The organism is Primorskyibacter flagellatus (assembly GCF_014638275.1).
Lineage (GTDB): Bacteria > Pseudomonadota > Alphaproteobacteria > Rhodobacterales > Rhodobacteraceae > Pseudooceanicola > Pseudooceanicola flagellatus_A.
Genome location: NZ_BMFJ01000001.1, coordinates 289985 through 312928, shown reverse-complemented (window position 1 = coordinate 312928; position 22944 = coordinate 289985). Strand labels below are relative to the sequence as shown.

Sequence of the window (22944 nt, the reverse complement as noted above, 5' to 3'; positions counted from 1 at the left end):
ACACCTCGGATACCGCATGACGGCGGCGATGACAGACACCTCAACCCAGAATTGCGTGCGTTTCCGTATGGTGAACAATAATCGCCCGTATGGAAACGATGGCCAGGCGATTCGCCACCGCCCGGCCAGAGGTTATTCCTGCGGTATAACCCTGAGGGACAGCTCCATCAGCTGGTCGGAGGTGGGTTCCGAGGGTGCGCCCATCATCAGGTCCTCCGCCCTCTGGTTCATCGGGAAGAGGATGACCTCGCGGATGTTCATCTCGTCCGCCAGCAGCATCACGATCCGGTCGATCCCGGCCGCGCAGCCCCCGTGCGGCGGTGCGCCGTACTGGAACGCGTTGACCATCCCGCCGAAGCGCTTGCGCACCTCGTCCTCGCCATAGCCCGCCAGCTCGAACGCCTTGATCATGATGTCGAGCTTGTGGTTCCGGATCGCGCCCGAAATCAGTTCGTACCCGTTGCACGCCAGGTCGTACTGGTAGCCAAGCACCTTGAGAGGATCGCCCGCCAGCGCTTCAAGCCCACCCTGCGGCATGGAGAACGGGTTGTGGGAAAAGTCGATCTCCCCCGTCTCCTCGTCCTTTTCGTACATCGGGAAGTCGACGATCCAGGCGAAGGCGAAACGGTCCTTCTCGGTCAGGCCGAGCTCTTCGCCGATCACGGTGCGCGCCCGCCCTGCCACGGCCTCGAAGGCCGAAGGCTTGCCGCCCAGGAAGAATGCCGCATCCCCGACGCCAAGGCCAAGCTGCTGGCGGATCGCCTCTGTCCGCTCGGGCCCGATGTTCTTGGCCAGGGGGCCGGCGGCTTCCATGCCGTTGTCGCCGTCCCGCCAGAAGATGTACCCCATGCCCGGCAGCCCCTGCTGCTGCGCGAAGGAGTTCATCCGGTCGCAGAACTTCCGCGACCCGCCAGTCGGCGCGGGAATGGCGCGGATCTCCGTCCCCTCCTGTTCAAGCAGTTTGGCGAAGATGGCAAAACCCGATCCGGCGAAATGGTCTGACACCACCTGCATCTTGATGGGGTTGCGAAGGTCCGGTTTGTCCGTCCCGTACCACAGCGCCGAGTCCGCGTAGGAGATCAGCGGCCAGTCCGTATCGACGGAACGGCCCTTGCCGAACTCTTCGAAGATGCCCTGCACGACCGGCTGGATCGTGGCAAAGACGTCCTCCTGCTTCACGAAGCTCATTTCCAGGTCAAGCTGGTAGAAATCGGTCGGCGACCGGTCGGCGCGCGGGTCCTCGTCCCGGAAACACGGGGCGATCTGGAAATACTTGTCGAAGCCCGACACCATCAGCAGCTGCTTGAACTGCTGCGGCGCCTGCGGAAGCGCGTAGAACTTGCCCGGATGCAGCCGCGACGGCACGAGGAAATCGCGCGCGCCCTCGGGAGAGGAGGCGGTGATGATCGGCGTCTGGAATTCCTTGAACCCCTGCCCCCACATCCGCTGCCGGATCGAGGCGACGACGTCGGACCGCAGCACCATGTTCTTCTGCATCTGCTCGCGCCGCAGGTCGAGGTAGCGGTAGCGCAGCCGCGTCTCCTCGGGGTATTCCTGATCGCCGAAGACCATCAGCGGCAGTTCCTTGGCCGCGCCAAGCACTTCCATGTCACGAATATAGACCTCGATGTCACCGGTCGGCAGCTTGGGATTCACGAGGCTCGCGTCCCGTGCCTTCACCGTCCCGTCGATGCGGATGCACCATTCGGAGCGCACCTTCTCCACCTCGGAAAACACCGGGCTGTCGCTGTCGCAAAGCACCTGCGTGATACCGTAGTGGTCGCGCAGGTCGATGAACAGGACGCCGCCATGATCACGCACCCTGTGGACCCATCCCGATAGGCGGACGGTCTCGCCGACATTGGCTGAGGTCAGCGCGGCGCAGGTGTGGCTGCGATAGGCGTGCATGGGGCATTTTCCTTCGGTCTGGTGCCGCTGTTTCGGCATGGGCCGATACACCTTGTCACAGGCCGGAAGTCAAGCATGCGGGGGGCCATTCGCCCGCGACGCTGCGGTTTCGCCGCCTCAGGCCGCCAGCAGGGCCGCCGCCCCCGCCGGATCGGCATAGGAGATGCACCCGCCGCAGACTGTCAGCCCCGGCCGCCCGGTCGCCGGGTTCAGCGCGATCAGGTCCGCGCGCATCCCCGCCGCCAACCGTCCCCGATCCGCCAGCCCGAGCAGCCGCGCCGGACCCGAGGAGACCAGGCCCCAGGCCTCCTCAAGCCCCAGGTCGGGCACCAAGGACAGCGCGGCCTGCAACGGCGCGGGATAGTGATAGTCCGACGCGAGCGCCGTGCAGAGCCCCATGCGGACCAGATCAACAGCCGCGACCTTGCCCGCATGCGAGCCGCCCCGCACCACGTTCGGAGCACCCAGAACGACCGGTTCGCCTACGCGCTCGGCCTCCTCAGCCGCATCGCGGGTTTCTGGAAACTCGCACACCCTCAGCCCCTGCGCCCGTGCCTCCTGCCGCATCCCGGCAGAGCGGTCGTCATGGCTGCCGGTCAGGACACCCCGCGCGGCCAGCCAGGCCGAAAGCTCTGCCACCCTGGCCGGCACCTCGCCGCGACGGGCGTGCAGGGCGTTGAGCAGATCCAGATGCGCCTCCGGACTCCGGCCGGATTTAAGCGCCTGCCCGGTCAGCCGGGGCGGACGCTTGCCTTTGTCCAGCGCCTCATGCGGCAGGTGGTCGTTCATGACCACGTAACGGATCGAATGGTCTGCAACCAGGGTCCGCACCTCTGCGAAGGCGTCGATCAGATGGTTTTCCACCCTCAGCTGCACCATCATCTCCGTGGTCAGCCGCCCCCGCGTACCGTCCAGAGCCGCCAGCATGGCGCGCGCGAAATCCGGCCCCCGCATCCCGCCTTCCCAGCTATAGAACTGCGCCAGTACCGCCGTGGTGATCCCGTTCGCCGCCAGCTCCGCATCCAGCGACATCAGTCCGGCGGACAGGTCGCGCAGGGCCCCGCGGCGCGGCGCGAGGTGCCGCTCGAACCCGTCGCCATGCACATCCACGATGCCGGGCAGGACCCACCAGCCCGGCAGATGCACCGCGCGCCCGTCAGGCGCATCGCTCAGCAGCCCATTCTCAACACCAATCGGCGCGTCCGACAGCCCAGTGGGGCGCAGAACCTCGGCCCCCGCGATATGGAACGCGCCGGTCACGACTGGAACCGGTTGCAGAATGAAAGTGGCTCTCTCATGCCCCGCCCCATACGCCGCGCGGCAACCGACGGGAAGCCCCCCGCCCCTCTCAGAGTGCGGAAAATGCCTGCGGATAGGACACGGTCGCCGCCGCCCCGGCGGTCCCCGGTGCAATGGGATAGAGCATGAAATAGTCGCGGGCATAGGGGATTGTCAGATTCTCCGCCGCCTTGTGATTGAAGCCGAACCGCCTGTAATAATCCGGGCTGCCCAGCACCGTGATCGCCCGCGCTCCGGCCTGCCGCGCGAAGTCCAGGCCGTAGTTTATCAGGTCGGACCCGATCCGTTCGTTCTGACGCCGCGGCGACACGGCGACCGGCGACAGCGACCACCAGCCCTCCGGTTCCCTGAGACGGCAGAAGGCGATGTAGCCGTAAATCGAGGTTTCGTCCTCGGCCACCAGTTCCAGCGCCATGTCTCCCGCCTCGCGGAGGGAGGCGACCAGCTGCGACTCCGACGATCCGTCGAAGGCAGTGTTCAGCAGGACCGAAACAGCCGTGGCGTCCTGGGGGGCGAAGGGGCGCAGGTTCATGGCGATATCCCAGCTTCTTCAGGCATCTACATATGAAATCATGCGCGCCTTGTCGGACGGGGCCAAGTTATCCCGCCGCGCGCCGCCCGGAATGCGTGCCTTTGCCCGAAGCTTAGGCGATTCCGTCCCGGCGCGGAACGCCCGGCCATGCCGCTGTCGTGTGACGTACAACGCAGACCCGCAGGGCGCACAAGAAAAGGCCGCCCCGAAAGGCGGCCTCTTTGTCCGTCGGTCCGATATTGTCAGCCACGACGGCGGCGCAGCGCGGCAACGGCGCCCAGGCCGCTCAGCAGCAGCCAGGCTCCGGCAGGCAGCGGCACAGCGGGCGCATTGAAGCCGTCCACCCGGATCACACGGTTGCCGCCCCCGAAGGTGGAGAACAGGAAATCGCCGGACACGGGGTCGATATAGGCCCCCTCGGCCCCGCTGAGACCGGTGATGAAATCGCGCCGGGTCGACAGGATCGGGTTGCCGTTGGCATCCACCTCATAGGCCGCGATCTTCCCGGCGGAATATTCGGCGACAAGCATCGAATTCACTGCGAAACCGGGGTTCCCGGCGGCGACATAAGTAAAGCCCTCAGGCCCGCCCGGCAGGTTTTGGATCCCCGGAGCAACAGGGTCGAGGTCGATCACGGTGAAGGCCAGGTCGAATCCGCCACCGCCATCCGGCGTCAGCATCATGTCGAACCATGCGCCGCCGCTGTAGGTCACGATCTTGCCCTGCCCCGCGCCCCCGAACCCGGTCGGTACGAAGTTCAGCGCGGAGATGGAGGTCGGCACGCCGAACGCGGCGAGGCTGTCGATCCGGTATTCATCTGCCCCGCCCGGCAGGGTCTGCCCGAGTTCGTTGATGTTCCATCGCGCGGTGAAAAGCACCCCGCCCGGCCCGTAGACCACGCCGCCGTCGTTGAATTCGCCGACACCGCCCATGGCGGTCGGCGTGCCGGTAAAGCCGGTGATGCTGCCGTCCACAGGATCGCGGACCAGCCCGACCTCGTACAGGCGTCCGGCACTGCCGTTCGCCGCCCCGCCGATGAGCAGGGTGTCGGGGCTGCCCGCCTTGAGCGTCAGGCCACCGTAATTTGCAGGAACGCCCGCGATGCTTCCCAGATCGGTAGCGGTGTAGTGTGGGGCAAAGTCAGTGCCGAGCGTCAATGCGCTGGCGGCACCGGCGGAAACAAGGGAGACGGCCGCGGCCGCAAAGAGACGAACGGAGTACTGCATGAAATGATCCTCGGGAACCGGAAAAGGAAACTGCATGAATTGCAGATCATCCTACCACAAGGTCGCGATTCGTTAAAGATACGCCAACGTATCTGACACGTGGGGGCCGTCACACGCGGGTGCCGACCAAAGGAAAAGGGCGCCCGCTTGGGGCGCCCTTCCCTGTTTCCGCGGATGGCGGGCCGATTACATCATGCCGCCCATGCCGCCCATGCCGCCCATGTCGGGCATGCCGCCACCGGCACCCTCTTTCGCGGGCTTGTCGGCAACCATCGCTTCCGTGGTGATGAGCAGGCCGGCGATGGACGCCGCATCCTCAAGCGCGGTGCGGGTCACCTTGGCCGGGTCGATCACGCCGAACTTGAACATGTCGCCATATTCTTCGGTCTGCGCGTTGAAGCCAAAGTTCTTGTCCGAGGACTCGCGAACCTTGCCCGCGACGACGGCACCGTCGACACCGGCGTTTTCGGCGATCTGACGCAGCGGGGCTTCCAGAGCCTTGCGCACGATCTCGATCCCGGCGTTCTGGTCGGAGTTCGCGCCGGTCAGGCCGTCCAGGGCCTTGCCGCCCTGAACCAGGGCCACGCCGCCACCGACGATCACGCCTTCCTGCACGGCCGCGCGGGTTGCGTTCAGTGCATCGTCCACACGGTCCTTGCGCTCTTTCACTTCAACCTCGGTCATGCCACCGACGCGGATGACGGCAACGCCGCCGGCCAGCTTGGCAACACGTTCCTGCAGCTTCTCACGGTCGTAGTCCGAGGTGGTTTCCTTGATCTGGGTGTTGATCTGAGAAACGCGTGCCTCGATCTCCGCCTTGTCGCCAGCACCGTCGACGATGGTGGTTTCGTCCTTGGTGATGGAGACTTTCTTGGCGGTACCGAGCATGTCGATGGTCACCGACTCCAGCTTCATGCCGAGGTCTTCGGAGATCACCTGGCCGCCGGTCAGGATCGCGATGTCCTGCAGCATGGCCTTGCGACGGTCGCCGAAGCCCGGCGCCTTCACGGCAGCGATCTTCAGGCCGCCACGCAGCTTGTTGACCACGAGGGTCGCCAGCGCTTCGCCTTCGACGTCTTCCGCGATGATGAGCAGCGGCTTCTGGGACTGGATGACCGACTCCAGCAGCGGAACCATCGGCTGCAGGGAGGACAGCTTCTTCTCGTGAAGCAGGATCATCGCGTCTTCAAGCTCGACCGTCATCTTGTCGGCATTGGTCACGAAGTAGGGGGAGAGATAGCCACGGTCGAACTGCATGCCTTCGACGACATCCACTTCGGTTTCCATGCCCTTGTTCTCTTCGACGGTGATGACACCCTCGTTGCCGACCTTCTGCATCGCGTCCGCGATCATGCGGCCGATGGAGGCTTCGCCGTTGGCAGAGATGGTGCCGACCTGAGCGACTTCGTCGGAGTCGGTGACGTCACGGGCAGCGGCCTTGATGGCCTCCACGACCTTGGCGGTTGCCATGTCGATGCCGCGCTTCAGGTCCATCGGGTTCATGCCCGCTGCGACCGACTTCATGCCTTCCTTGACGATGGCCTGGGCCAGAACCGTCGCGGTGGTGGTGCCGTCGCCAGCTTCGTCATTGGTGCGGGAAGCGACTTCCTTCACCATCTGCGCGCCCATGTTCTCGAACTTGTCTTCCAGTTCGATTTCCTTGGCGACCGAAACACCGTCCTTGGTGATGCGCGGCGCGCCGAAGGATTTCTCCAGCACGACATTGCGGCCTTTCGGGCCGAGCGTGACTTTCACTGCATCCGCGAGAACGTTGACGCCCTTGAGCATCTTGTTGCGGGCATCGGTATTGAACTTGACGTCCTTAGCCATGTGTAAGCTCCTGAATTTGAATGATTGAAGTCAGCGATCGCCGGGTGTCGCCACCCGCCGCCCTCAGGCCAGAATGCCGAGGATGTCGCTTTCCTTCATGATCAGCATTTCCTTGCCGTCGATGGTGATCTCGGTGCCCGACCACTTGCCGAACAGGATCTTGTCGCCAGCTTTCACGGAGGGGGCGATCAGTTCGCCGCTGTCCTTGCGGGCGCCTTCGCCAACGGCGACGATTTCGCCCTCGGCAGGCTTTTCCTTGGCGCTGTCGGGGATGATCAGCCCGCCTGCGGTTTTCTCTTCGCTCTCGACGCGCTTGACCAGCACACGGTCATGAAGCGGTGTGAATGCCATCTCTGAGGCTCCTTGGCTCAAAGTTTCTCCCTTGCCCCTGCCCCGATGTCCGGCAGCGGAGGCGTTATCACTCAGGCGTCCCGAGTGCTAACGACGCGTAGTTAGGCACCGCCCCGGCGGCTGTCAAGCGGACCGCGCGCATTTCCGCGCAACATCGCATCCGCATTGGAACCCGGTCCGAGTATTGCGCGCTGTCACTCCACAGACGGAAGACGGAGGACAGCATGACGGAACAGGATATCTGGACGGCGGAGGAACTGCTCTGGACCGGCGGCACAGACGCTTATCGCAACCGTATGGGCCGCACCTGCATGATGGCCTTCCCCGGCCCCGGCATTCTCCAGGGAGAGGAGATCCTCGACGCCCTCGCCGATGCACCACGCTGGAGCGAGGTCGCCATGGCCGGCCGTCACCTCGCCCAGTCGGACGGACTGATCGTTCTGGGTTACACCGCCCGCGCCCAGAGGGACGGGGACGCCCCCTATTCAGCGCTGTGCAGTTCGACCTGGATCGACACACCCGAAGGCTGGAGGATCGTGCAGCATCAGCAGTCGCCGGTGATACCCGCCTGATCGGCTTCGGGCGCACCAAAGCCTGTGATTTCCTCAAGGCCGCGCGGCGTCACGGCATAGACGCCGCGCGCCACGCGCTCGAACCAGCCATAATGATCGTCGCGCATGATCGTGGTCGCCCGCGGCACGCTGGCCTCGCGCGCCACGTCCGCGCCGCGCGCAGGTCCGTTGTCGCGCAGGAAACCGGCGCAGCGCAGGGCGTCCTGCCGATAGGCGGTCACCAGTTTGACCCCGACGGATCCGCCTGCATTCGGATCGCCGACCCGGCGCTGGAATTCCCGGAGCAACCGCCCCTGCCGCGGCCGCGACTGCCGGGGTACGTAGGGACCGGGGTCACAATGCACCTCCACAAAGCCGTCACGTGGCCTGATCGTGATGAAACCGAGCCCGAGACGACGGCACAGCGCCACATGCCCCGCCAGCGCCTTGCGTCCCCGGAAGGTCGGCACGGCGAGATAGACCCAGTCGGTCAATGCCTGCCGCGCCACGCCCTGCTGCACCAGCGTCAGGTTCATGCCGGTCTTCATCTCGACAATCAGCGGGTCGACGTCGTCGTCGCGCATCGCCACCACATCCGCGCCGGTGACTTCGGATTTCACCTCGTAACCCTGTGCCTCCAGAAAGGCCTTGAGGGGCGGGTAAAGGTCGGTTTCACGCAGTCTGGCCATGCCCGGAGTCTGGACGATTGTTCTTTCCGGAACAAGTATTTGATGGCCCGGAGCGAATCCGGAGCCCGAAGTCGGAGGACTCAACGTGTTAACAATGTTCATCGTGATCGCGACCGTCTCCGCCGCGCTGATCGCGGGGGCGGCCTGGGGCCTTTGGGGCCGGCTGTCGGACCGCACCGAAGGTTTCCTGATCGCGATGGCGGGCGGGGCACTGATCGTATCCGTCATGCTGGAGATGGTCGTCCCGGCCTCCGACCACCTGCCGCTCTGGGCGCTGTCGCTGGCAATCGGCCTCGGGGCCGGACTGTTCACATTTGCCGATGCACGGGTCAGCGCGGACAACGAGTCCGGAGGCACCGGTCTGCTGCTGGCCATCACCTTCGACGGCATCCCCGAAAACCTCGCCCTGGGCGTCGCCCTGATCGGCACCACCGCGCCCGAGGTGGCGGCGCTGGCCGGGTCCATCCTGCTGTCCAACCTGCCCGAGGCGGCCGGCGGCGCGAAACGGATGCGCGAGGCTGGAATGTCACGGACCCGCGTGATGACCCTCTGGGCTTTGACGACCGCCCTGCTCGCAGTCGCCGCTGTAGTCGGCAACCTTGCGCTCAGCGGTCTGGATGACACCTGGCTGGCCGCCATCCGCGCATTTGCCGCCGGGGCCGTCACAGCATCCCTGGCGACCGAAGTCTTCCCGCCCGCCTTCCGGGAAGAGCATTACCCCACGGGTATCGCGGTCACTCTTGGCCTGATTGTCGCCTTCGCCCTGACGACACTGGCTTAGTCAGGCTGCCTCTGCGTGCCTTGGAGCGAGCGGACCAGAGCCCTGCCGAACAGCTCCGGCTGGTCGCGATAGCCGGCAATGAAATCCTGGGGCACCTCCGTCGCCGGGTCCCAACTGGCCGACCAGTCGATCATAGCCAGAAGAACCGGTGCCAGCGCGCGCCCCTTCTCCGTCAGGCTGTAGATCACGCGCACCCGGTTGTCGGGGTCCGGGGCCCGATGGATCACGCCCTCCGCCTCCAGCCTCGCCAGGCGGTCCGTAAGGATGTTGGTCGAAATACCCTCGCCGGCTGCCACAAAATCGCCGAAATGCCGTGCCTTCCTGAACATCAGGTCGCGCAGGATCAACAGCATCCACGCATCGCCCAGCACGGTGGCCGCGTATCGGAACGCACAGCCGTTCCAGTTTTTGGACGTTGGCTTCGACATCAGCCCCTCGGAACCCCTATTACTTCGATTCTGCAAGCAAATTCTCGAGCAATCAATTGCAAATAACAAGTATTGAAAAATAGATTATAATCAAAGTTTTATCAATCGTTCTGCAAAAAACTCTGCCGAAGCCGCGCTTTCATACGCACCCGACCATCCCTGCCCGACCACCCGCCCCATGCGAAGTCGCCGTAACCGAAAACCCCAACCACCCCCGAGCCTCGCCGCGGTGCAGAACGGGGACGGGTGACAATACGGTCCGCCCTGCCTATAACGGCGCCGAAATCAGCCCCGCACAGGACGACTGCAAAATGACGATCAAGGTCTTCGGCCACAAATCTCCCGACACCGATTCCACCGGCTCCCCGCTCATCTGGGCCTGGTATCTCTCCGAAGTGCGCGGCACCCCCGCCACCCCCGTCCTGCTTGGCGAGCCGAACACCGAAGCGGCCTTCGTGGTGAAAAAGTGGGATTTCGAAAAGCCCGAGATCATCTCCGGCATCGCCGCCGGCGAAAAAGTCGTGATTGTGGACACCAACAATCCCGCCGAGCTGCCCGACGGCATCAATGACGCCGACATCATCCAGATCATCGACCACCACAAGCTGACCGGCGGGCTGGAGACCAAGGCCCCGATCGACATCACGATCAAGCCGCTCGCCTGCACCGCGACCATCATGTACAACCTCATGGGCGACAACGCCTCGAAGATGCCGGACAACATTAAGGGCGCGATGCTGTCCTGTATCCTGTCCGACACGCTTGAGTTCCGCTCGCCCACCACCACCGATCAGGACAAGGCCCTGGCCGAGAAGCTGGCCGCGGATCTGAAGATCGACATCTCCGCCTATGCCTCCGAGATGTTCGAAGCCAAGTCCGACGTCGGCGCCTTCTCCGACGCCGAACTGTTGCGTATGGACAGCAAGGAATATGCCGTCGGCGGCAAGGAATTCCGCGTCTCCGTGCTGGAAACCACCGCACCCAAGCTGATCCTTGACCGCAAGGACAGCCTCATGGCCTCCATGGTCGACGTTGCAAAGGAAGACGGGGCCGATCAGGTTCTGCTTTTCGTCGTCGACATCCTGAACGAGGAAGCCACCCTGCTGGTCCCGAACGACCTAGTGAAGGGCGTGGCGGAAAAGAGCTTTGGCGCGACCGTGACCGGAGACACCGTGGTTCTTCCGGGCATCATGTCCCGCAAGAAGCAGATCATCCCGAACCTCAAGGTCTGACCCGAAGCCCCGCCGCGTGACCGCGTCGGGCAGCCCGGACTGATCCAAAGCACCCGGCCGGTTCCCGAACCGGCCGGGCTTGTCATTTGGGAAGCCGCGCGCTACTAACATACCAACCGGTTGGTATCTAATGAGTCGCTCATGCCCCGCCCTGCCTCTGCCCGTGACACGCTCTTGAATGCCGCCGTGGACCTGATCCGGCAGAACGGCTTCACCGCGACCTCGGTCGACGACCTCTGCCGTCATGCCGGTGTCACCAAGGGCGCCTTCTTCCACCACTTCCCGACGAAGGAGGCGCTTGGCATCGCCGCCGCCGACCACTGGACGGACACGACCGGCGCCTTCTTCGCGGACGCCCCGTACCACGCCCCCGCCGATCCGCTGGACCGTGTCCGCGCCTATCTGAAGATGCGTCGCGACATGATGGACGGCCCTCTGCCCGCCTTCACCTGTTACCTCGGCACGACGGTGCAGGAGTGCTTCGGCTCCGCCCCCGCCCTGCGCGACGCCTGCCAGAGCTCCATCGCGAGCCACGCCGAAACGCTCGAATCCGACATCGACGCGGCGATCCGGATGTATCCGCCCGTCCGGCCGGTCGACGCCGCCGGACTCGCCCTGCATTTCCAGGCGGTGATCCAGGGTGCCTTTGTCCTGGCGAAGGCCTGGGATGATCCGGCAACGGCGCGCGCCTCGATGGATCACCTGATCGCCTATGTCGACCTTCTGTTCCCCGCTGCCGGTTCCTGAAAGGACTGACCATGCCCAAAGTGACCCCAACCCTCTGGTTCAACTACAACGCAGAAGAAGCCGTCGGATTCTGGACCTCGCTCCTGCCCGACAGCCGGATCGACGACATCATCCGCGCCCCTTCCGACAACCCCTCGATGGAAAAGGGCGCGGTGCTGGCCATCACCTTCACCATCGCCGGCCAGACCTACAACGGCATCAACGGCGGCCCCCAGTTCCCGTTTTCCGAGGTCCTGTCCTTTGCCATCACCTGCGACGATCAGGCCGAAGTCGACCGCTACTGGGACGCACTGCTGGCCGGCGGCGGACAACCCTCGCAATGCGGCTGGCTGAAGGACCGTTTCGGCTTTTCCTGGCAGGTCGTGCCCCGGCGCCTGTACGACCTGATGCGCGACCCCGACCCGGCCCGGGCCGAACGTGCCTCCCTCGCCATGCTGAAGATGGTCAAGCTGGACATCGCCGCGCTCGAAGCCGCCGCCGACGCAGCCTGATCCGCCCCTTCATCCCGGCCCCGATCTGAGGCATAGAGACGGCGCGCCACCCGAAAAGGAGCCCCCGTTGACCCAGATCATCACCGCCCTGTCCGAGGTCTCCGACCGCTACGACGCCCTCTTCGTCGACCTGTGGGGCTGCGTGCACAACGGGGTCACGGCCTTCCCCGCCGCCTGCGAGGCGCTGATCGCCTACCGCAAGCGCGGCGGCACTGTGGTGCTGGTCACGAATTCCCCCCGCACCCGCGCGGCGGTCGAAATCCAGCTCAGGGGCTTCGGCGTGCCCGAAGACGCCTGGGATACCATCGCCACTTCAGGTGACAGCGCCCGCGCCGCCGCCTACGAAGGCGTCGTCGGCCGCAAGGTCTATTTCATCGGCACGCCGGAGGAGGAAAGTGCCTTCCTCACCCCGCCCAAGATCCTCTCAAACCCGATCGACATCACTCCGGTCCCGCTGGAAGAGGCCGAGGGTATCGTCTGCACCGGCCCCTTCGATCCGCACGCCGATCCCGCGATCCTGCGCCCCGATCTTCTGCACGCCAAGACCAGGGGGCTGAAACTGCTCTGCGCCAACCCCGACATCGTCGTCGACCGTGGCGAAAGCCGCGAGTGGTGCGCCGGGGCCGTGGCGCGCCTTTATACAGAGATGGGCGGCGAAAGCCTCTACTTCGGCAAACCGCATCCGCCGATCTACGACCTCGCCCGCCGCCGTCTCGCCGCCCTGCGCCCCCTGCCGGGACCCGAGGGGATCCTCGCCATCGGCGACGGCATCGCCACCGATATCGCTGGCGCCATGGGTGAGGACATCGATTCCCTTTTCATCACCGGCGGCCTCGCTCTTACAGAGACGAAAACCGTCAACCACCCCGACGACCCGGCCCTGCGCGCCTACCTCGCCCGCGAACAGGCTAGCCCGACCTACGCCATCGGATTCCTCCGCTAGGCGATTCCGCACTTGATTTTCTGCAGTCGCGAAGTAATAAAGTTACCCTGACGACCAAAATCACGTCAGAATGTTACCTGACCCGGAAAGGCGGAGTGGATGTTGGACAATTTCCCGCGCGGCACGATCTGCATTGAAGACATCGAAATGGGCATGACGCGCCACCTGCGCAAAACCGTGACCGATGAGGATATCGAGATGTTCGCCCAGGTCTCCACCGACCGGAACCCGGTGCACCTGGACGACGCCTATGCACAGGACACGATCTTCGAGGGCCGCATCGCCCATGGCATGCTGACCGCCGGCCTGATCTCCGCGGTCATCGGCGAACAGCTTCCCGGCCACGGCACCGTCTACATGGGCCAGACGCTGAAGTTCCTCGCCCCCGTCCGCCCCGGCGATACCGTCATGGCCGAGGTCGAAGTCATCGGCATCGACCACGCCAAGCGCCGGGTCCAGCTGGACTGCCGTTGCCTGGTTGACGGCAAGAAGGTCCTGATCGGCGAGGCCACCGTGCTGGCCCCCTCGCGCAAGTTCGACTGACGGGCTGCACCGCCAGTCTCTTTGGTTTTGCAAATATCCTGGGGGCGGCGCGGCACGCGCCGGGGGTAAAGCCCCCTTTCCCCGCCCGCATCCCCTTGCACCGCCCCCGCCCCGGCGATACCCCTTCGCCCATGAGGATCGTGCGCGACTACCAATATGTTTCCGGAACCGACCGCGGCGCCTCCGTCGCCATCGGCAACTTTGATGGCGTGCATATCGGCCACCGCGCCGTGATCGACCTCGCCCGCGCCGAATCCGCCCGCCTGAACGCTCCGCTTGGCGTGATGACCTTCGAACCGCATCCCCGCCAGCTTTTCGCCCCCGACGCGCCCGCCTTCCGCCTGACCGGCCCGGATGCCCGCGCGCACCGGCTGGAGAAGATCGGCGTCGATGTCCTGTACGAACTGACCTTCTCCACCGCCCTCGCCGCGCTCACCCCCGAACAGTTCGCCACCCGCGTTCTCGTCGACGGCATCGGAGTCGCCCATGTCGTGGTCGGCGCGGATTTCCATTTCGGCGCCAAACGGGCAGGCAACACCGATACCCTCAGGGACTTTGGCGACCGCTACGGGTTCGGTGTGACCGTTGCCGACCTCGTGGCGACGGGGGAAGAGGAAATCTCCTCCACCGCCATCCGCGCCGCCCTCAGTGAAGGACGTCCGCGCGATGCGGCGGCCATGCTCGGCCACTGGCACCGGATCGATGGTCCGGTGATCCGCGGCGACCAGCGGGGCCGTGACCTTGGTTACCCGACCGCGAACATGTCCATCGACGGGCTGCACCAGCCGAAATTCGGGGTCTACGCGGTGCTGGTCGACGTCCTCACCGGCCCGCACCGGGGGCGGTACAGGGGGGCGGCCTCGCTCGGTCTGCGCCCTCAGTTCAATGGTGAAACGCCCAACCTCGAAACCTTCCTTTTCGACTTCAAGGGCGATCTCTACGGCGAACAGCTCTCCGTCGCGCTTGTCGACTACCTCCGGCCGGAGGCGAAGTTCGATAGCCTCGACGCGCTGGTTGCCCAGATGGACGCCGACTGCGACCGGGCCCGCGCCATTCTGGAGGCGGAATGACCGCCGATCCGATCGACCGGAGCGGCCTGCGCCCGCGCTACTGGGAAACCACGCCGCTCGACAGGATGACGCCCGCGGAGTGGGAGGCGCTCTGCGACGGCTGCGGCAAATGCTGCCTCAACAAGCTGGAGGACGAGGACACCGGAGAGGTCGCGCTGACCCGTGTCGCCTGCCGCCTTCTTGACGATGCGACCTGCCGGTGCGCGCAATACCCGATCCGCCACCAGTTCGTGCCGGAATGCATCACGCTGGACCCGGCGACGATCCACAAACATATGTACTGGCTGCCCCTGACCTGCGCCTACCGCCTGCTGCATGAAGGCCGGCCGCTGTTCGACTGGCACCCGCTGATCTCCGGCACCCCGGAAACGGTGCACCGCGCGGGCGTTTCGGTCCGCGGGCAGACCCTGTCGGAATACGAGGTCGCCGATGACGACTGGGAAGACCATATCATAGAGGAGCCCCTGGGATGAACTTCGCCTCAGACAACACCGGTCCCGTCCATCCGGCTATCATGAAGGCCCTCGCCGACGCCAACACCGGCTACACCCCCTCCTACGGCGCCGACCCGCTGATGGAGGAGGTCACCGCCCGCCTCCGCGACATCTTCGAAGCGCCCGAAGCCGCCGTCTACCTCGTCGCCACGGGCACGGCGGCAAACTGCCTCGGGCTCGCCTGCCTCACCCCGCCCACACACACGATCTTCTGCTCCCCGACCGCGCATATCCACGAGGACGAATGCAACGGGCCGGAGTTCTACACCGGCGGCGCCAAGCTCACCCTCGTCGGGACCGAAGACAAGATGACCCCGGACGCCCTGCGCAACGCGATCGGGGCCGAAGGCACCCGCGGCGTGCACGGTCCGCAGCGTGGCCCGGTTTCCATCACACAGGTGACGGAACGCGGACAGGTCCACACGCTCGACGAACTGAAGGCGCTGGCCGCCGTCGCCCGAGACAATGATTTGCCGGTCCACATGGACGGCGCCCGCTTCGGCAACGCTCTGGTCTCCACCAACTGCACCCCGGCGGACATGACCTGGCGGCTCGGCGTCGACGTGCTGTCCTTCGGCGGAACCAAGAACGGCTGCATGGGGGTCGAGGCAGTGATCCTCTTTGACCCGGAAAAGGCGTGGGAGTTCGAACTGCGCCGAAAGCGCGGCGCGCACCTCTTCTCCAAGCACCGCTATCTGTCGGCCCAGATGGCCGCCTACCTGCGCGATGACCTCTGGCGCGCAACGGCGCGGCAGGCCAATGCCAGCATGGCCCGCCTGACGGAGGGGCTTGCCGCATTGCCCGGCACCCGCTTCGAATTCCCGCCCGACGCCAACATGACCTTCGTCAACCTGCCGCGCGCCGCGGTAAAGCCTCTGCGCGCAGCGGGCGCACAGTTTGGCATCTACCGGGGCGATCCGGAAGGCGCCGACCCGCAGGCGGAGATCCTGATCCGCCTGGTCACCGACTGGTCCGTCACCCCCGATCACATCGACAGCTTCCTCACCGTCGCAAGGGGCTGACCCGACCTTTTCAACTTGCCGGAAATATCCCGGGGTAGCTCTGCCAGGAGCGCAGGGGCAGCGCCCCTGTCCCGCGCCCGACGCCCCTGAAGCGCATCGGCCATCCTCGGGCCTGATCCGGGGACGACACACCCCGACCCGTCCTAAGCGAGGAACTCCGACACCATCGGCCCGACCACATCCGCATGGGTGATCGGGACCATGTGCCCCGCACCGGCAATCGTCTCCACCCGGCTCTCTGGGATGAGCCGGTGCAGCGCCATGACGATCCGATGGCTGGCCTCGGGACTTTCCGCACCGTCGATCAGCAGTGACGGAGCCGCCAGACGCGCCACCAGCCCCTTCGCGAGCAGACCGTCAGGATCACCGTTGTTGGTTACGAAAACGGCCTGAACCAGCTTCATCTGTTCGGCAAAGGCGGTCTGCTGTTCGTTGCTCATCGCCTCCCACGGCTGCCCGCCGCCCCAGTCCTTCAGAAAGGCCCGTGCCGCCGCCTCGAAATCCCCGGCCTCGAAGGCCGCGTTGACCGGGTTGTCGCGCGACAGGTAGCGGACGCGGAACTCCGGATCCTCATTGTAGGCGGCGGTGAAGAAGACCGGCTCCACCAGCACCAGCCGCCGCACCAGTTCCGGCGATACGGCCGCGACGCGCAGCGCCGCCGTCGCCCCGAAGGAATGCCCGATCAGGTCGACCGGTGCCTCCCAGTCCGCGATCATCCCCCGGATCTGCGCGCAGACCGCGTCCTGGTAGACCCCCTGCCCGTCCCAGGCGGCGCTGCGCCCGTGTCCCGGCATGTCGAAGGCGCGGCATTCGTGGCTGGCCGTCAGATGGGACACCATCCCTTTCCACGCGCCGGAATGCGCCAGCGAGCAATGGATCAGAAGCGCCCGCCCCGGCCCGCCGGGCCAGTCCCGCACGGCCGTGGCATGGCCGCCGTAGACCGGCGTCAAGACAGCTTGCCCGACAGGTAGAGGTCGAGCATGTCCAGCCGGTCCTGCCCCCAGAACTTCTCTGTCCCGTCGACGACGTAGAAAGGCGCGCCGAATGCCCCGACCTGCACGGCCTCTTCCGCATTCGCCTCGTAGGTCATTGCACCGGTCAGCAGCCCGCTGTCCGCCAGCGCAGGATCGAAGCCCGCTTTCTCAAGACAGTCGCGGATCACGGCATCCTCGGCCACGTCACGCTCCTCGGCCCAGCAGGCACGCAGGATCAGCTGCGTCAGCTTGCCGACATCCCCGCCCCCCGCCTTCTGCGCCGCGATGATCGCGTAGCCTGACGGCGCCGGATTGGTCGGGAAATGCGCCGGCTGCAGCGTCAGCTCCATCCCGAGCGCGGCGCGCCAGCGCTTCAGTTCCTGTATCCGGTAGTCCTTGCGCGCCTGTGCCCGTTCGGCCAGCGGCAGCCCCCCGGTCGACCGGAAGACGGCGTTGATGTCACAGGGCTTGTAAGTGATGCTCGCGCCGTGCTTTTCCGCGATCTGTTCCAGCCGCGACCCCGCCAGGTAGGTCCAGGGGGAAATCGTCACAAAGTAATAGTCGATCTGCGGCATCATATCCTCCTGCCCGGTTTGGCAAGACCCTATCGGGGTGGTAAGCGGGGTTCAACGTCACGAATCTGTCACTCCCCGACCTGCCCAATCTGCCGGAGCCGCCATGCCGAACGTCGTCGAACCCAAGCTTATCGCCGGGAACGCCAATCAGCCTCTGGCCTCGGCCATCACCCGGCGCATGTCGATCCATCGCGGGGTTCACATCGACCTCGTCGATGCACGGGTCGAACGGTTCAACGACGGCGAGATTTTCGTCGAGGTGTTCGAGAATGTCCGCGGCGAAGACATGTTCATCATCCAGTCAACATCGAACCCCGCCAACGACAACCTGATGGAACTGCTCATCATGGCCGACGCGCTGCGCCGCTCCTCCGCCAGCCGCGTGACCGCCGTGATCCCCTATTTCGGCTACGCCCGTCAGGACCGCCGCACCAAGCCGCGCACCCCGATCACCGCGAAACTGGTGGCGAACATGCTGGTGGAATCCGGCATCTCCCGCGTTCTGACGATGGACCTGCATGCCGCGCAGATTCAGGGATTTTTCGACATTCCGGTCGACAACCTTTACGCCTCCCCCATCTTCGCGCTGGATATCCGAGAGAAATTCAAGGACCGCATGGACGAGATCATGGTCGTCTCTCCGGATGTCGGCGGCGTGGCCCGTGCCCGCGAACTGGCCAAGCGGATCAACGCGCCCCTGTCCATCGTCGACAAACGACGCGAAAAGCCGGGCGAGGTCGCGGAGATGACCGTCATCGGTGAGGTGAAGGACAAGATCTGCGTGATGATCGACGACATGTGCGACACAGCCGGCACGCTCTGCAAGGCGGCGGAACTGCTGCTGGATTACGGCGCAAAAGAGGTCCACGCCTACGTGACCCACGGCGTCCTTTCCGGCCCGGCGGTGGAGCGGATTTCGAATTCCGTGCTCAAGAACCTTGTCATAACAGACACCATCGCCGCGCCGGAGCCGGTGAAGGGCTGCGAACAGATCCGTATCCTGCCGACCGCGCCGCTGTTCGCGCAGGCGATCCTGAACATCTGGAACGGCACTTCGGTCTCGTCGCTGTTCGAGACGTCGACAATGGAACCGATCTACGAAGGCGTCTTCCGCAGCTGACGCCGCCCCTGCGGCGGGGTCGTCCCCGGGCTTGACCCGAGGATCTCCGGTCGCGGAGTGACCCTCGGATCAAGTCCGAGGGAGACGGGCAGAGTGTTGGACCCAGCCCGATGCGGCCGCAAAGCGGCCCGGGCAGCGCCCGTCCGCCCCCCGGACGGGCGCTGCCCTGCGTCGGGGCGAAATCAAAGGATCCGTTGGACGGCAACTTCCCGCATCCTGAATTCGCCCCCTTGTGACACCCCCTGTCGATTTCTATAAGCACCCCAACCAGATGAGGGGGCGTCATGGGATTCAGACAGGATCATCTGCTCGGGATCGAGCCGCTGGCCCCGGACGAGATCCGCGAGATCCTCGACCTTGCCGACGATTACGTCGCCCTCTCCCGCAGCGCCGACAAGCATGCCGACGCGCTCCGCGGTCTCACCCAGATCAACATGTTCTTCGAGAACTCCACCCGCACGCAGGCGAGTTTCGAGCTGGCGGGAAAGCGCCTTGGCGCGGACGTCATGAACATGGCCGTCGCCGCTTCTTCCGTGAAAAAGGGTGAGACGCTGATCGACACCGCGATGACGCTGAACGCCATGCAGCCCGACCTGCTGGTGGTCCGTCATCCCCATTCCGGTGCCGTCGACCTGCTGGCCCAGAAGGTCAACTGCGCCGTTCTGAACGCGGGCGACGGGCGGCACGAACATCCGACGCAGGCCCTGCTGGACGCGCTGACCATCCGGCGCAAGAAGGGGCGGCTGCATCGCCTGTCCGTTGCGATCTGCGGCGACATCGCCCATTCCCGCGTCGCCCGGTCCAACCTGATCCTGCTTGGCAAGATGGAGAACCGGGTCAAGCTGATCGGCCCGCCGACCCTGATGCCCTCCGGCATCGCGGAGCTGGGCTGCGAGGTCTATGAGAACATGGCCGAGGGGCTGAAGGACGTCGACGTCGTCATGATGCTGCGGCTCCAGAAGGAGCGGATGGACGGCGGTTTCATCCCGTCGGAACGGGAATACTACCACCTCTACGGTCTCGACGCGGAAAAGCTGGCCCACGCCGCGCCCGACGCAATCGTCATGCACCCCGGACCGATGAACCGGGGTGTGGAGATCGACGGAACCCTGGCCGACGACATCAACCGCTCCGTCATTCAGGAACAGGTTGAGATGGGGGTCGCCGTCCGCATGGCCGCGATGGACCTGCTTGCCCGTAACCTGCGCGCAAGGAGACAGGCGGCATGACCCGCGCTCCGGCCCTCCTGCCCGACGAGCGGGTGATCGCGCGGCGGCCGCGCGGGCTGAAGCCCCTGCTGACCGGGATCGCCCTGACGGGCCTCGCCGGTGTGGTGATCTTCGCCGCCGTGTCCTGGGCCGCGACCGGTACCGTGCGGGAACGCGGGCTGGTGGAGTTCCTCGTGATCTTCACCGCCCTGAACGCGGTCCTGCACCCGCTGGCCCGCCGCCGCATGGACTATTGCCTCACCGACCGCCGCCTGCTGATCGGCCCCGACCGCGCCATCCCGCTGGAGGACATCGCCGGTTTTGCCGTCGGCCCGCACTCCCTGACCGTCACGGACCGCGCCAGCCACAGCTACCGCATCATGGCGCTTCGCCGTCCCGCCTGGCTCGCCACCCGGCTGAACCGCTGCAGGGCCGGCGGTGCGCCCGAAACGGGGACCTGTGCATCATGACCGACCCCCTGCTGTCCGGTGACCGCGAGACCGTGCATCTCTTCTCAGTGGCCCTGCCAGAGGATGACCTCTGGGCCTTCATCACACCCGATCCCGACACCGGAGCCTATCCGCTGCGCGACGCGCTCGGCGTGGCGCTGCTGGACGAAGCTCAGGTCGAAGGCGCGGTGGCCGAGGACCTGGACGGCATCGGCCTCACCGGCTTCCTGACCGAAGGCATCGGCGTGGACGAAACACAGATCGCCGCGCACCGCGCCCGGATCGACGCCCTGAGCGGGGCCGTCGTGATCGTGAAGGGTGCGGCCTTTGACGGCGCGCGTGTCCCGCTCACGCCCATGCCACCGCTGACCCATGTGGGAAGCTGGCACCTAACCCCTGCGCCCTCAACGATGGAGCCGCTGACCGCCGCTGCTGCGGAAGGCATGCTGCCTCCGCCGCCGCCCGCCCCGCCGGGGCCGCGCAACCGCATGACGCTGTGGTTGCTGATTGGCGTGGCGGCGGTGCTGATCCTTGGCCTCGCGCTCGGAGCCCTCGCATGACCACCCTGACCAACCTGCGCCTCATCGACCCCGAAAGCGGGGAAGAACGGCTTGGCGGGCTGACGATGGCGGACGGCATGATCTCTGCCCTGCACGAAGGTATCGGCAAGGGCGTCGACTGCAATGGGCTCTGCCTCGCGCCCGGCATCATCGACATCGGCGTCAAGGTCTGTGAACCCGGCGAACGGCACAAGGAAAGCTTCGGCTCCGCCGGACAGGCCGCCGCCGCCGGGGGCGTCACGACCATCGTCACCCGTCCCGACACCGACCCGGCCATCGACAGCCCCGAGACGCTGGAATTCGTCGCCCGCCGCGCACGCGAGGCGGCGAAGGTCAATGTCCTTCCCATGGCCGCCCTGACCAAGGGCCGCGCCGGTCAGGAGATGACGGAGATCGGCTTCCTCATGGACGCCGGAGCCGTGGCCTTCAGCGACGGCGACCACGTCGTCGCCAATGCCAAGGTCCTGTCCCGCGCCCTCACCTATGCCAAGGCGCGCGGCGCGCTGGTCATCGGCCATGTGCAGGAGCCCGTCCTGTCCGACGGCGCTGCGGCGACCTCCGGCAAGTTCGCCTCCCTGCGCGGCCTGCCCTCCGTCAGCCCGATGGCGGAACGCATGGGTCTGGACCGGGACGTGGCGCTGCTGGAAATGACCGGCGCGCGATACCACGTTGACCAGATCACCACCGCCCGCGCTCTGCCCGCGCTGGAACGCGCCAAGGCAAACGGGCTGGACATCACGGCCGGCGTGTCGATCCACCACCTGACGCTCAACGAACTGGACGTGTCGAACTACCGGACCTTCTTCAAGGTCAAGCCGCCGTTGCGGAGCGAGGATGACAGGCTCGCCGTGGTCGAGGCCGTCGCAAGCGGGCTGATCGATGTCATCTGCTCCATGCACACCCCGCAGGACGAGGAAAGCAAGCGCCTGCCCTACGAGGCCGCGGCAAGCGGCGCGGTCGGACTTCAGACGCTGCTTCCGGCGGCAATGCGGCTCGTGCATTCCGGGCACCTCGACCTGCCCGGTCTCTGGCGGGCTCTGTCGCTGAATCCCGCGCGCCGTCTTGGCCTGTCCTCGGGCCGGCTGGCCGTCGGGGCCCCCGCCGACCTCGTGCTTTTCGACCCCGACGCGCCCTTCGTCCTCGACCGGTTCTCGCTGCTGTCGAAGTCCAGGAACACCCCCTTCGACGAAGCCCGCATGCAGGGCCGTGTCCGCGCCACCTGGGTCGCCGGGCAACAGGTACACGGAGCGCCGCTGTGATCCCCGACCTCGTCACCCCGCCGGTTGCCCTGCTGCTCTGGGCGCTGGCCGGCTATCTGCTCGGTTCCGTCCCTTTCGGCGTGGTCCTGGCCCGCGCCTTCGGCCTTGGCGATCTTCGCAAGGTCGGGTCTGGCAATATCGGCGCAACCAACGTCCTGCGCACGGGCAACAAGACCGCTGCCGCGCTGACCCTGATCCTCGACGGCGGCAAGGGGGCGGCAGCGGTGCTGATCGCCCGGGCCTTAGCGGCAGAGGACGCGGTGCAGGTAGCCGGTTTCTCCGCCTTCCTTGGTCATTGCTTCCCGGTCTGGCTCGGTTTCCGGGGTGGCAAGGGGGTCGCGACGTTCCTCGGCCTGCTGCTCGCTTTCGCCTTTCCGCTTGGCCTCGCCGCCTGCGCGACATGGGCGGCGACGGCAGCGATCTTCCGGATATCCTCCCTTGCCGCGCTGGTTGCGGCAGCGCTCTCTCCGGTCTGGGCACTGATGTTCGGCCTGCCGCAGGCGGTGGCGCTTCTGCTGGCGCTCGCGGTCCTGATCTTTATCCGCCACCGCCCCAACATCGCGCGGCTTCTGGCGGGACAGGAACCGAGGATCGGCAAAAAATGATCCTTCGCGGTTGATTGCAAGCAAGAATTGTACTCTCCTGCGGAGTACGACCGTTTC

The 22944-nt window shown here is 65.8% G+C and carries 26 protein-coding genes; 16 read left to right on the top strand and 10 right to left on the bottom strand.

The annotated features are described in order from the left end of the window. Positions 1-132: 132 nt before the first annotated feature. The 6 genes from aspS to IEV87_RS01560 form a co-directional block, all read right to left on the bottom strand. Positions 133-1908 carry an aspartate--tRNA ligase gene (aspS, locus tag IEV87_RS01585; RefSeq protein ID WP_188475883.1) on the bottom strand — a complete coding sequence of 592 codons (1776 nt, stop codon included), beginning with the start codon at positions 1906-1908 and terminating at the stop codon, positions 133-135. Positions 1909-2025: 117 nt separating this feature from the next. Then, complete coding sequence (locus tag IEV87_RS01580) at positions 2026-3168, bottom strand: alpha-D-ribose 1-methylphosphonate 5-triphosphate diphosphatase (protein WP_229737399.1); 1143 nt, start codon at positions 3166-3168, stop codon at positions 2026-2028. Positions 3169-3256: 88 nt separating this feature from the next. Continuing rightward, positions 3257-3739 carry a GNAT family N-acetyltransferase gene (locus IEV87_RS01575; RefSeq protein WP_188475881.1) on the bottom strand — a complete coding sequence of 161 codons (483 nt, stop codon included), beginning with the start codon at positions 3737-3739 and terminating at the stop codon, positions 3257-3259. Between the two features lie 242 nt (positions 3740-3981). Then, positions 3982-4965 carry a VPLPA-CTERM sorting domain-containing protein gene (locus IEV87_RS01570; protein ID WP_188475880.1) on the bottom strand — a complete coding sequence of 328 codons (984 nt, stop codon included), beginning with the start codon at positions 4963-4965 and terminating at the stop codon, positions 3982-3984. Between the two features lie 186 nt (positions 4966-5151). After that, positions 5152-6795: a chaperonin GroEL gene (gene groL, locus IEV87_RS01565; protein ID WP_188475879.1), complete on the bottom strand. Its 1644-nt coding sequence runs from the start codon at positions 6793-6795 to the stop codon at positions 5152-5154. 63 nt (positions 6796-6858) lie between these two features. Next, a complete protein-coding gene (locus IEV87_RS01560) occupies positions 6859-7146 on the bottom strand; it encodes a co-chaperone GroES (protein WP_188475878.1) in 288 nt (95 codons plus the stop codon). A gap of 224 nt (positions 7147-7370) precedes the next feature. On the opposite strand from IEV87_RS01560, the gene IEV87_RS01555 reads away from it, so the two are divergent. Further along, positions 7371-7718: a DUF4440 domain-containing protein gene (locus IEV87_RS01555; RefSeq protein ID WP_188475877.1), complete on the top strand. Its 348-nt coding sequence runs from the start codon at positions 7371-7373 to the stop codon at positions 7716-7718. On the opposite strand, the gene IEV87_RS01550 is transcribed toward IEV87_RS01555, so the two are convergent. Further along, positions 7691-8386 (bottom strand): DUF2161 domain-containing phosphodiesterase, encoded by a 696-nt coding sequence (locus tag IEV87_RS01550; RefSeq protein ID WP_188475876.1) that lies wholly within the window; start codon positions 8384-8386, stop codon positions 7691-7693. The two genes, IEV87_RS01555 and IEV87_RS01550, sit on opposite strands and share 28 nt — an antisense overlap. Before the next feature lie 94 nt (positions 8387-8480). Between IEV87_RS01550 and IEV87_RS01545 the strand changes: the two genes are divergently transcribed. Continuing rightward, the gene (locus tag IEV87_RS01545) at positions 8481-9167 is read left to right on the top strand and encodes a ZIP family metal transporter (RefSeq protein ID WP_229737594.1); all 687 of its coding nucleotides are present in this window, start codon (positions 8481-8483) and stop codon (positions 9165-9167) included. On the opposite strand, the gene IEV87_RS01540 is transcribed toward IEV87_RS01545, so the two are convergent. Continuing rightward, positions 9164-9595: a winged helix-turn-helix transcriptional regulator gene (locus IEV87_RS01540; RefSeq protein ID WP_188475874.1), complete on the bottom strand. Its 432-nt coding sequence runs from the start codon at positions 9593-9595 to the stop codon at positions 9164-9166. The genes IEV87_RS01545 and IEV87_RS01540 overlap by 4 nt on opposite strands. Before the next feature lie 311 nt (positions 9596-9906). Between IEV87_RS01540 and IEV87_RS01535 the strand changes: the two genes are divergently transcribed. From IEV87_RS01535 to IEV87_RS01500, 8 genes are all read left to right on the top strand, one after another. Next, complete coding sequence (locus IEV87_RS01535; RefSeq protein WP_188475873.1) at positions 9907-10827, top strand: manganese-dependent inorganic pyrophosphatase; 921 nt, start codon at positions 9907-9909, stop codon at positions 10825-10827. Positions 10828-10968: 141 nt separating this feature from the next. Next, on the top strand, positions 10969-11574 hold the full coding sequence (locus IEV87_RS01530; RefSeq protein ID WP_188475872.1) for a TetR/AcrR family transcriptional regulator: 606 nt from the start codon (positions 10969-10971) through the stop codon (positions 11572-11574). An 11-nt stretch (positions 11575-11585) separates the two neighbouring features. Next, positions 11586-12065 (top strand): VOC family protein, encoded by a 480-nt coding sequence (locus IEV87_RS01525; RefSeq protein ID WP_188475871.1) that lies wholly within the window; start codon positions 11586-11588, stop codon positions 12063-12065. A 67-nt stretch (positions 12066-12132) separates the two neighbouring features. Next, a complete protein-coding gene (locus tag IEV87_RS01520) occupies positions 12133-13008 on the top strand; it encodes a TIGR01459 family HAD-type hydrolase (protein ID WP_188475870.1) in 876 nt (291 codons plus the stop codon). 99 nt (positions 13009-13107) lie between these two features. Next, positions 13108-13551 carry a MaoC family dehydratase gene (locus IEV87_RS01515; protein ID WP_188475869.1) on the top strand — a complete coding sequence of 148 codons (444 nt, stop codon included), beginning with the start codon at positions 13108-13110 and terminating at the stop codon, positions 13549-13551. Positions 13552-13682: 131 nt separating this feature from the next. Then, positions 13683-14621 carry a bifunctional riboflavin kinase/FAD synthetase gene (locus IEV87_RS01510; protein ID WP_188475868.1) on the top strand — a complete coding sequence of 313 codons (939 nt, stop codon included), beginning with the start codon at positions 13683-13685 and terminating at the stop codon, positions 14619-14621. Continuing rightward, positions 14618-15094, top strand: coding sequence for a YcgN family cysteine cluster protein (locus tag IEV87_RS01505; RefSeq protein WP_188475867.1), 477 nt, complete (start codon positions 14618-14620; stop codon positions 15092-15094). The genes IEV87_RS01510 and IEV87_RS01505 overlap by 4 nt, the downstream gene beginning before the upstream one ends. Further along, positions 15091-16137, top strand: a complete 1047-nt coding sequence (locus IEV87_RS01500) for a threonine aldolase family protein (RefSeq protein WP_188475866.1) — start codon at positions 15091-15093, stop codon at positions 16135-16137. Before IEV87_RS01505 ends, IEV87_RS01500 begins: the two co-directional genes overlap by 4 nt. Positions 16138-16280: 143 nt before the next feature. Here IEV87_RS01500 and IEV87_RS01495 read toward each other — a convergent pair whose 3' ends face one another. Next, positions 16281-17087: an alpha/beta fold hydrolase gene (locus IEV87_RS01495; RefSeq protein ID WP_188475865.1), complete on the bottom strand. Its 807-nt coding sequence runs from the start codon at positions 17085-17087 to the stop codon at positions 16281-16283. Further along, positions 17084-17686, bottom strand: a complete 603-nt coding sequence (locus IEV87_RS01490; RefSeq protein ID WP_188475864.1) for a 2-hydroxychromene-2-carboxylate isomerase — start codon at positions 17684-17686, stop codon at positions 17084-17086. Before IEV87_RS01490 ends, IEV87_RS01495 begins: the two co-directional genes overlap by 4 nt. Before the next feature lie 103 nt (positions 17687-17789). On the opposite strand from IEV87_RS01490, the gene IEV87_RS01485 reads away from it, so the two are divergent. From IEV87_RS01485 to plsY, 6 genes are all read left to right on the top strand, one after another. Next, entirely contained in the window at positions 17790-18806 is a 1017-nt protein-coding gene (locus IEV87_RS01485) for a ribose-phosphate pyrophosphokinase (RefSeq protein ID WP_188475863.1), read from the top strand. A gap of 284 nt (positions 18807-19090) precedes the next feature. Then, a complete protein-coding gene (locus IEV87_RS01480) occupies positions 19091-20035 on the top strand; it encodes an aspartate carbamoyltransferase catalytic subunit (RefSeq protein ID WP_188475862.1) in 945 nt (314 codons plus the stop codon). Then, a complete protein-coding gene (locus IEV87_RS01475) occupies positions 20032-20484 on the top strand; it encodes a hypothetical protein (RefSeq protein WP_188475861.1) in 453 nt (150 codons plus the stop codon). The genes IEV87_RS01480 and IEV87_RS01475 overlap by 4 nt, the downstream gene beginning before the upstream one ends. Next, a complete protein-coding gene (locus tag IEV87_RS01470; protein ID WP_188475860.1) occupies positions 20481-21023 on the top strand; it encodes a hypothetical protein in 543 nt (180 codons plus the stop codon). Before IEV87_RS01475 ends, IEV87_RS01470 begins: the two co-directional genes overlap by 4 nt. Beyond that, the gene (gene pyrC, locus IEV87_RS01465) at positions 21020-22282 is read left to right on the top strand and encodes a dihydroorotase (protein ID WP_188475859.1); all 1263 of its coding nucleotides are present in this window, start codon (positions 21020-21022) and stop codon (positions 22280-22282) included. Before IEV87_RS01470 ends, pyrC begins: the two co-directional genes overlap by 4 nt. Continuing rightward, positions 22279-22887 carry a glycerol-3-phosphate 1-O-acyltransferase PlsY gene (gene plsY, locus IEV87_RS01460; RefSeq protein WP_188475858.1) on the top strand — a complete coding sequence of 203 codons (609 nt, stop codon included), beginning with the start codon at positions 22279-22281 and terminating at the stop codon, positions 22885-22887. Before pyrC ends, plsY begins: the two co-directional genes overlap by 4 nt. The last annotated feature ends 57 nt before the right edge of the window (positions 22888-22944 follow it).

Coding starts and splice junctions, on each gene's coding strand:
- IEV87_RS01575 (WP_188475881.1), bottom strand. CDS start 3,739: ATGAACCTGCGCCCCTTCGCCCCCCAGGACGCCACGGCTGTTTCGGTC.
- IEV87_RS01510 (WP_188475868.1), top strand. CDS start 13,683: ATGAGGATCGTGCGCGACTACCAATATGTTTCCGGAACCGACCGCGGC.
- IEV87_RS01570 (WP_188475880.1), bottom strand. CDS start 4,965: ATGCAGTACTCCGTTCGTCTCTTTGCGGCCGCGGCCGTCTCCCTTGTT.
- groL (WP_188475879.1), bottom strand. CDS start 6,795: ATGGCTAAGGACGTCAAGTTCAATACCGATGCCCGCAACAAGATGCTC.
- IEV87_RS01490 (WP_188475864.1), bottom strand. CDS start 17,686: ATGCCGCAGATCGACTATTACTTTGTGACGATTTCCCCCTGGACCTAC.
- IEV87_RS01535 (WP_188475873.1), top strand. CDS start 9,907: ATGACGATCAAGGTCTTCGGCCACAAATCTCCCGACACCGATTCCACC.
- IEV87_RS01555 (WP_188475877.1), top strand. CDS start 7,371: ATGACGGAACAGGATATCTGGACGGCGGAGGAACTGCTCTGGACCGGC.
- IEV87_RS01525 (WP_188475871.1), top strand. CDS start 11,586: ATGCCCAAAGTGACCCCAACCCTCTGGTTCAACTACAACGCAGAAGAA.
- IEV87_RS01540 (WP_188475874.1), bottom strand. CDS start 9,595: ATGTCGAAGCCAACGTCCAAAAACTGGAACGGCTGTGCGTTCCGATAC.
- pyrC (WP_188475859.1), top strand. CDS start 21,020: ATGACCACCCTGACCAACCTGCGCCTCATCGACCCCGAAAGCGGGGAA.
- IEV87_RS01475 (WP_188475861.1), top strand. CDS start 20,032: ATGACCCGCGCTCCGGCCCTCCTGCCCGACGAGCGGGTGATCGCGCGG.
- IEV87_RS01470 (WP_188475860.1), top strand. CDS start 20,481: ATGACCGACCCCCTGCTGTCCGGTGACCGCGAGACCGTGCATCTCTTC.
- IEV87_RS01530 (WP_188475872.1), top strand. CDS start 10,969: ATGCCCCGCCCTGCCTCTGCCCGTGACACGCTCTTGAATGCCGCCGTG.
- IEV87_RS01550 (WP_188475876.1), bottom strand. CDS start 8,386: ATGGCCAGACTGCGTGAAACCGACCTTTACCCGCCCCTCAAGGCCTTT.
- IEV87_RS01560 (WP_188475878.1), bottom strand. CDS start 7,146: ATGGCATTCACACCGCTTCATGACCGTGTGCTGGTCAAGCGCGTCGAG.
- IEV87_RS01500 (WP_188475866.1), top strand. CDS start 15,091: ATGAACTTCGCCTCAGACAACACCGGTCCCGTCCATCCGGCTATCATG.
- IEV87_RS01505 (WP_188475867.1), top strand. CDS start 14,618: ATGACCGCCGATCCGATCGACCGGAGCGGCCTGCGCCCGCGCTACTGG.
- IEV87_RS01485 (WP_188475863.1), top strand. CDS start 17,790: ATGCCGAACGTCGTCGAACCCAAGCTTATCGCCGGGAACGCCAATCAG.
- aspS (WP_188475883.1), bottom strand. CDS start 1,908: ATGCACGCCTATCGCAGCCACACCTGCGCCGCGCTGACCTCAGCCAAT.
- IEV87_RS01545 (WP_229737594.1), top strand. CDS start 8,481: ATGTTCATCGTGATCGCGACCGTCTCCGCCGCGCTGATCGCGGGGGCG.
- IEV87_RS01480 (WP_188475862.1), top strand. CDS start 19,091: ATGGGATTCAGACAGGATCATCTGCTCGGGATCGAGCCGCTGGCCCCG.
- IEV87_RS01515 (WP_188475869.1), top strand. CDS start 13,108: ATGTTGGACAATTTCCCGCGCGGCACGATCTGCATTGAAGACATCGAA.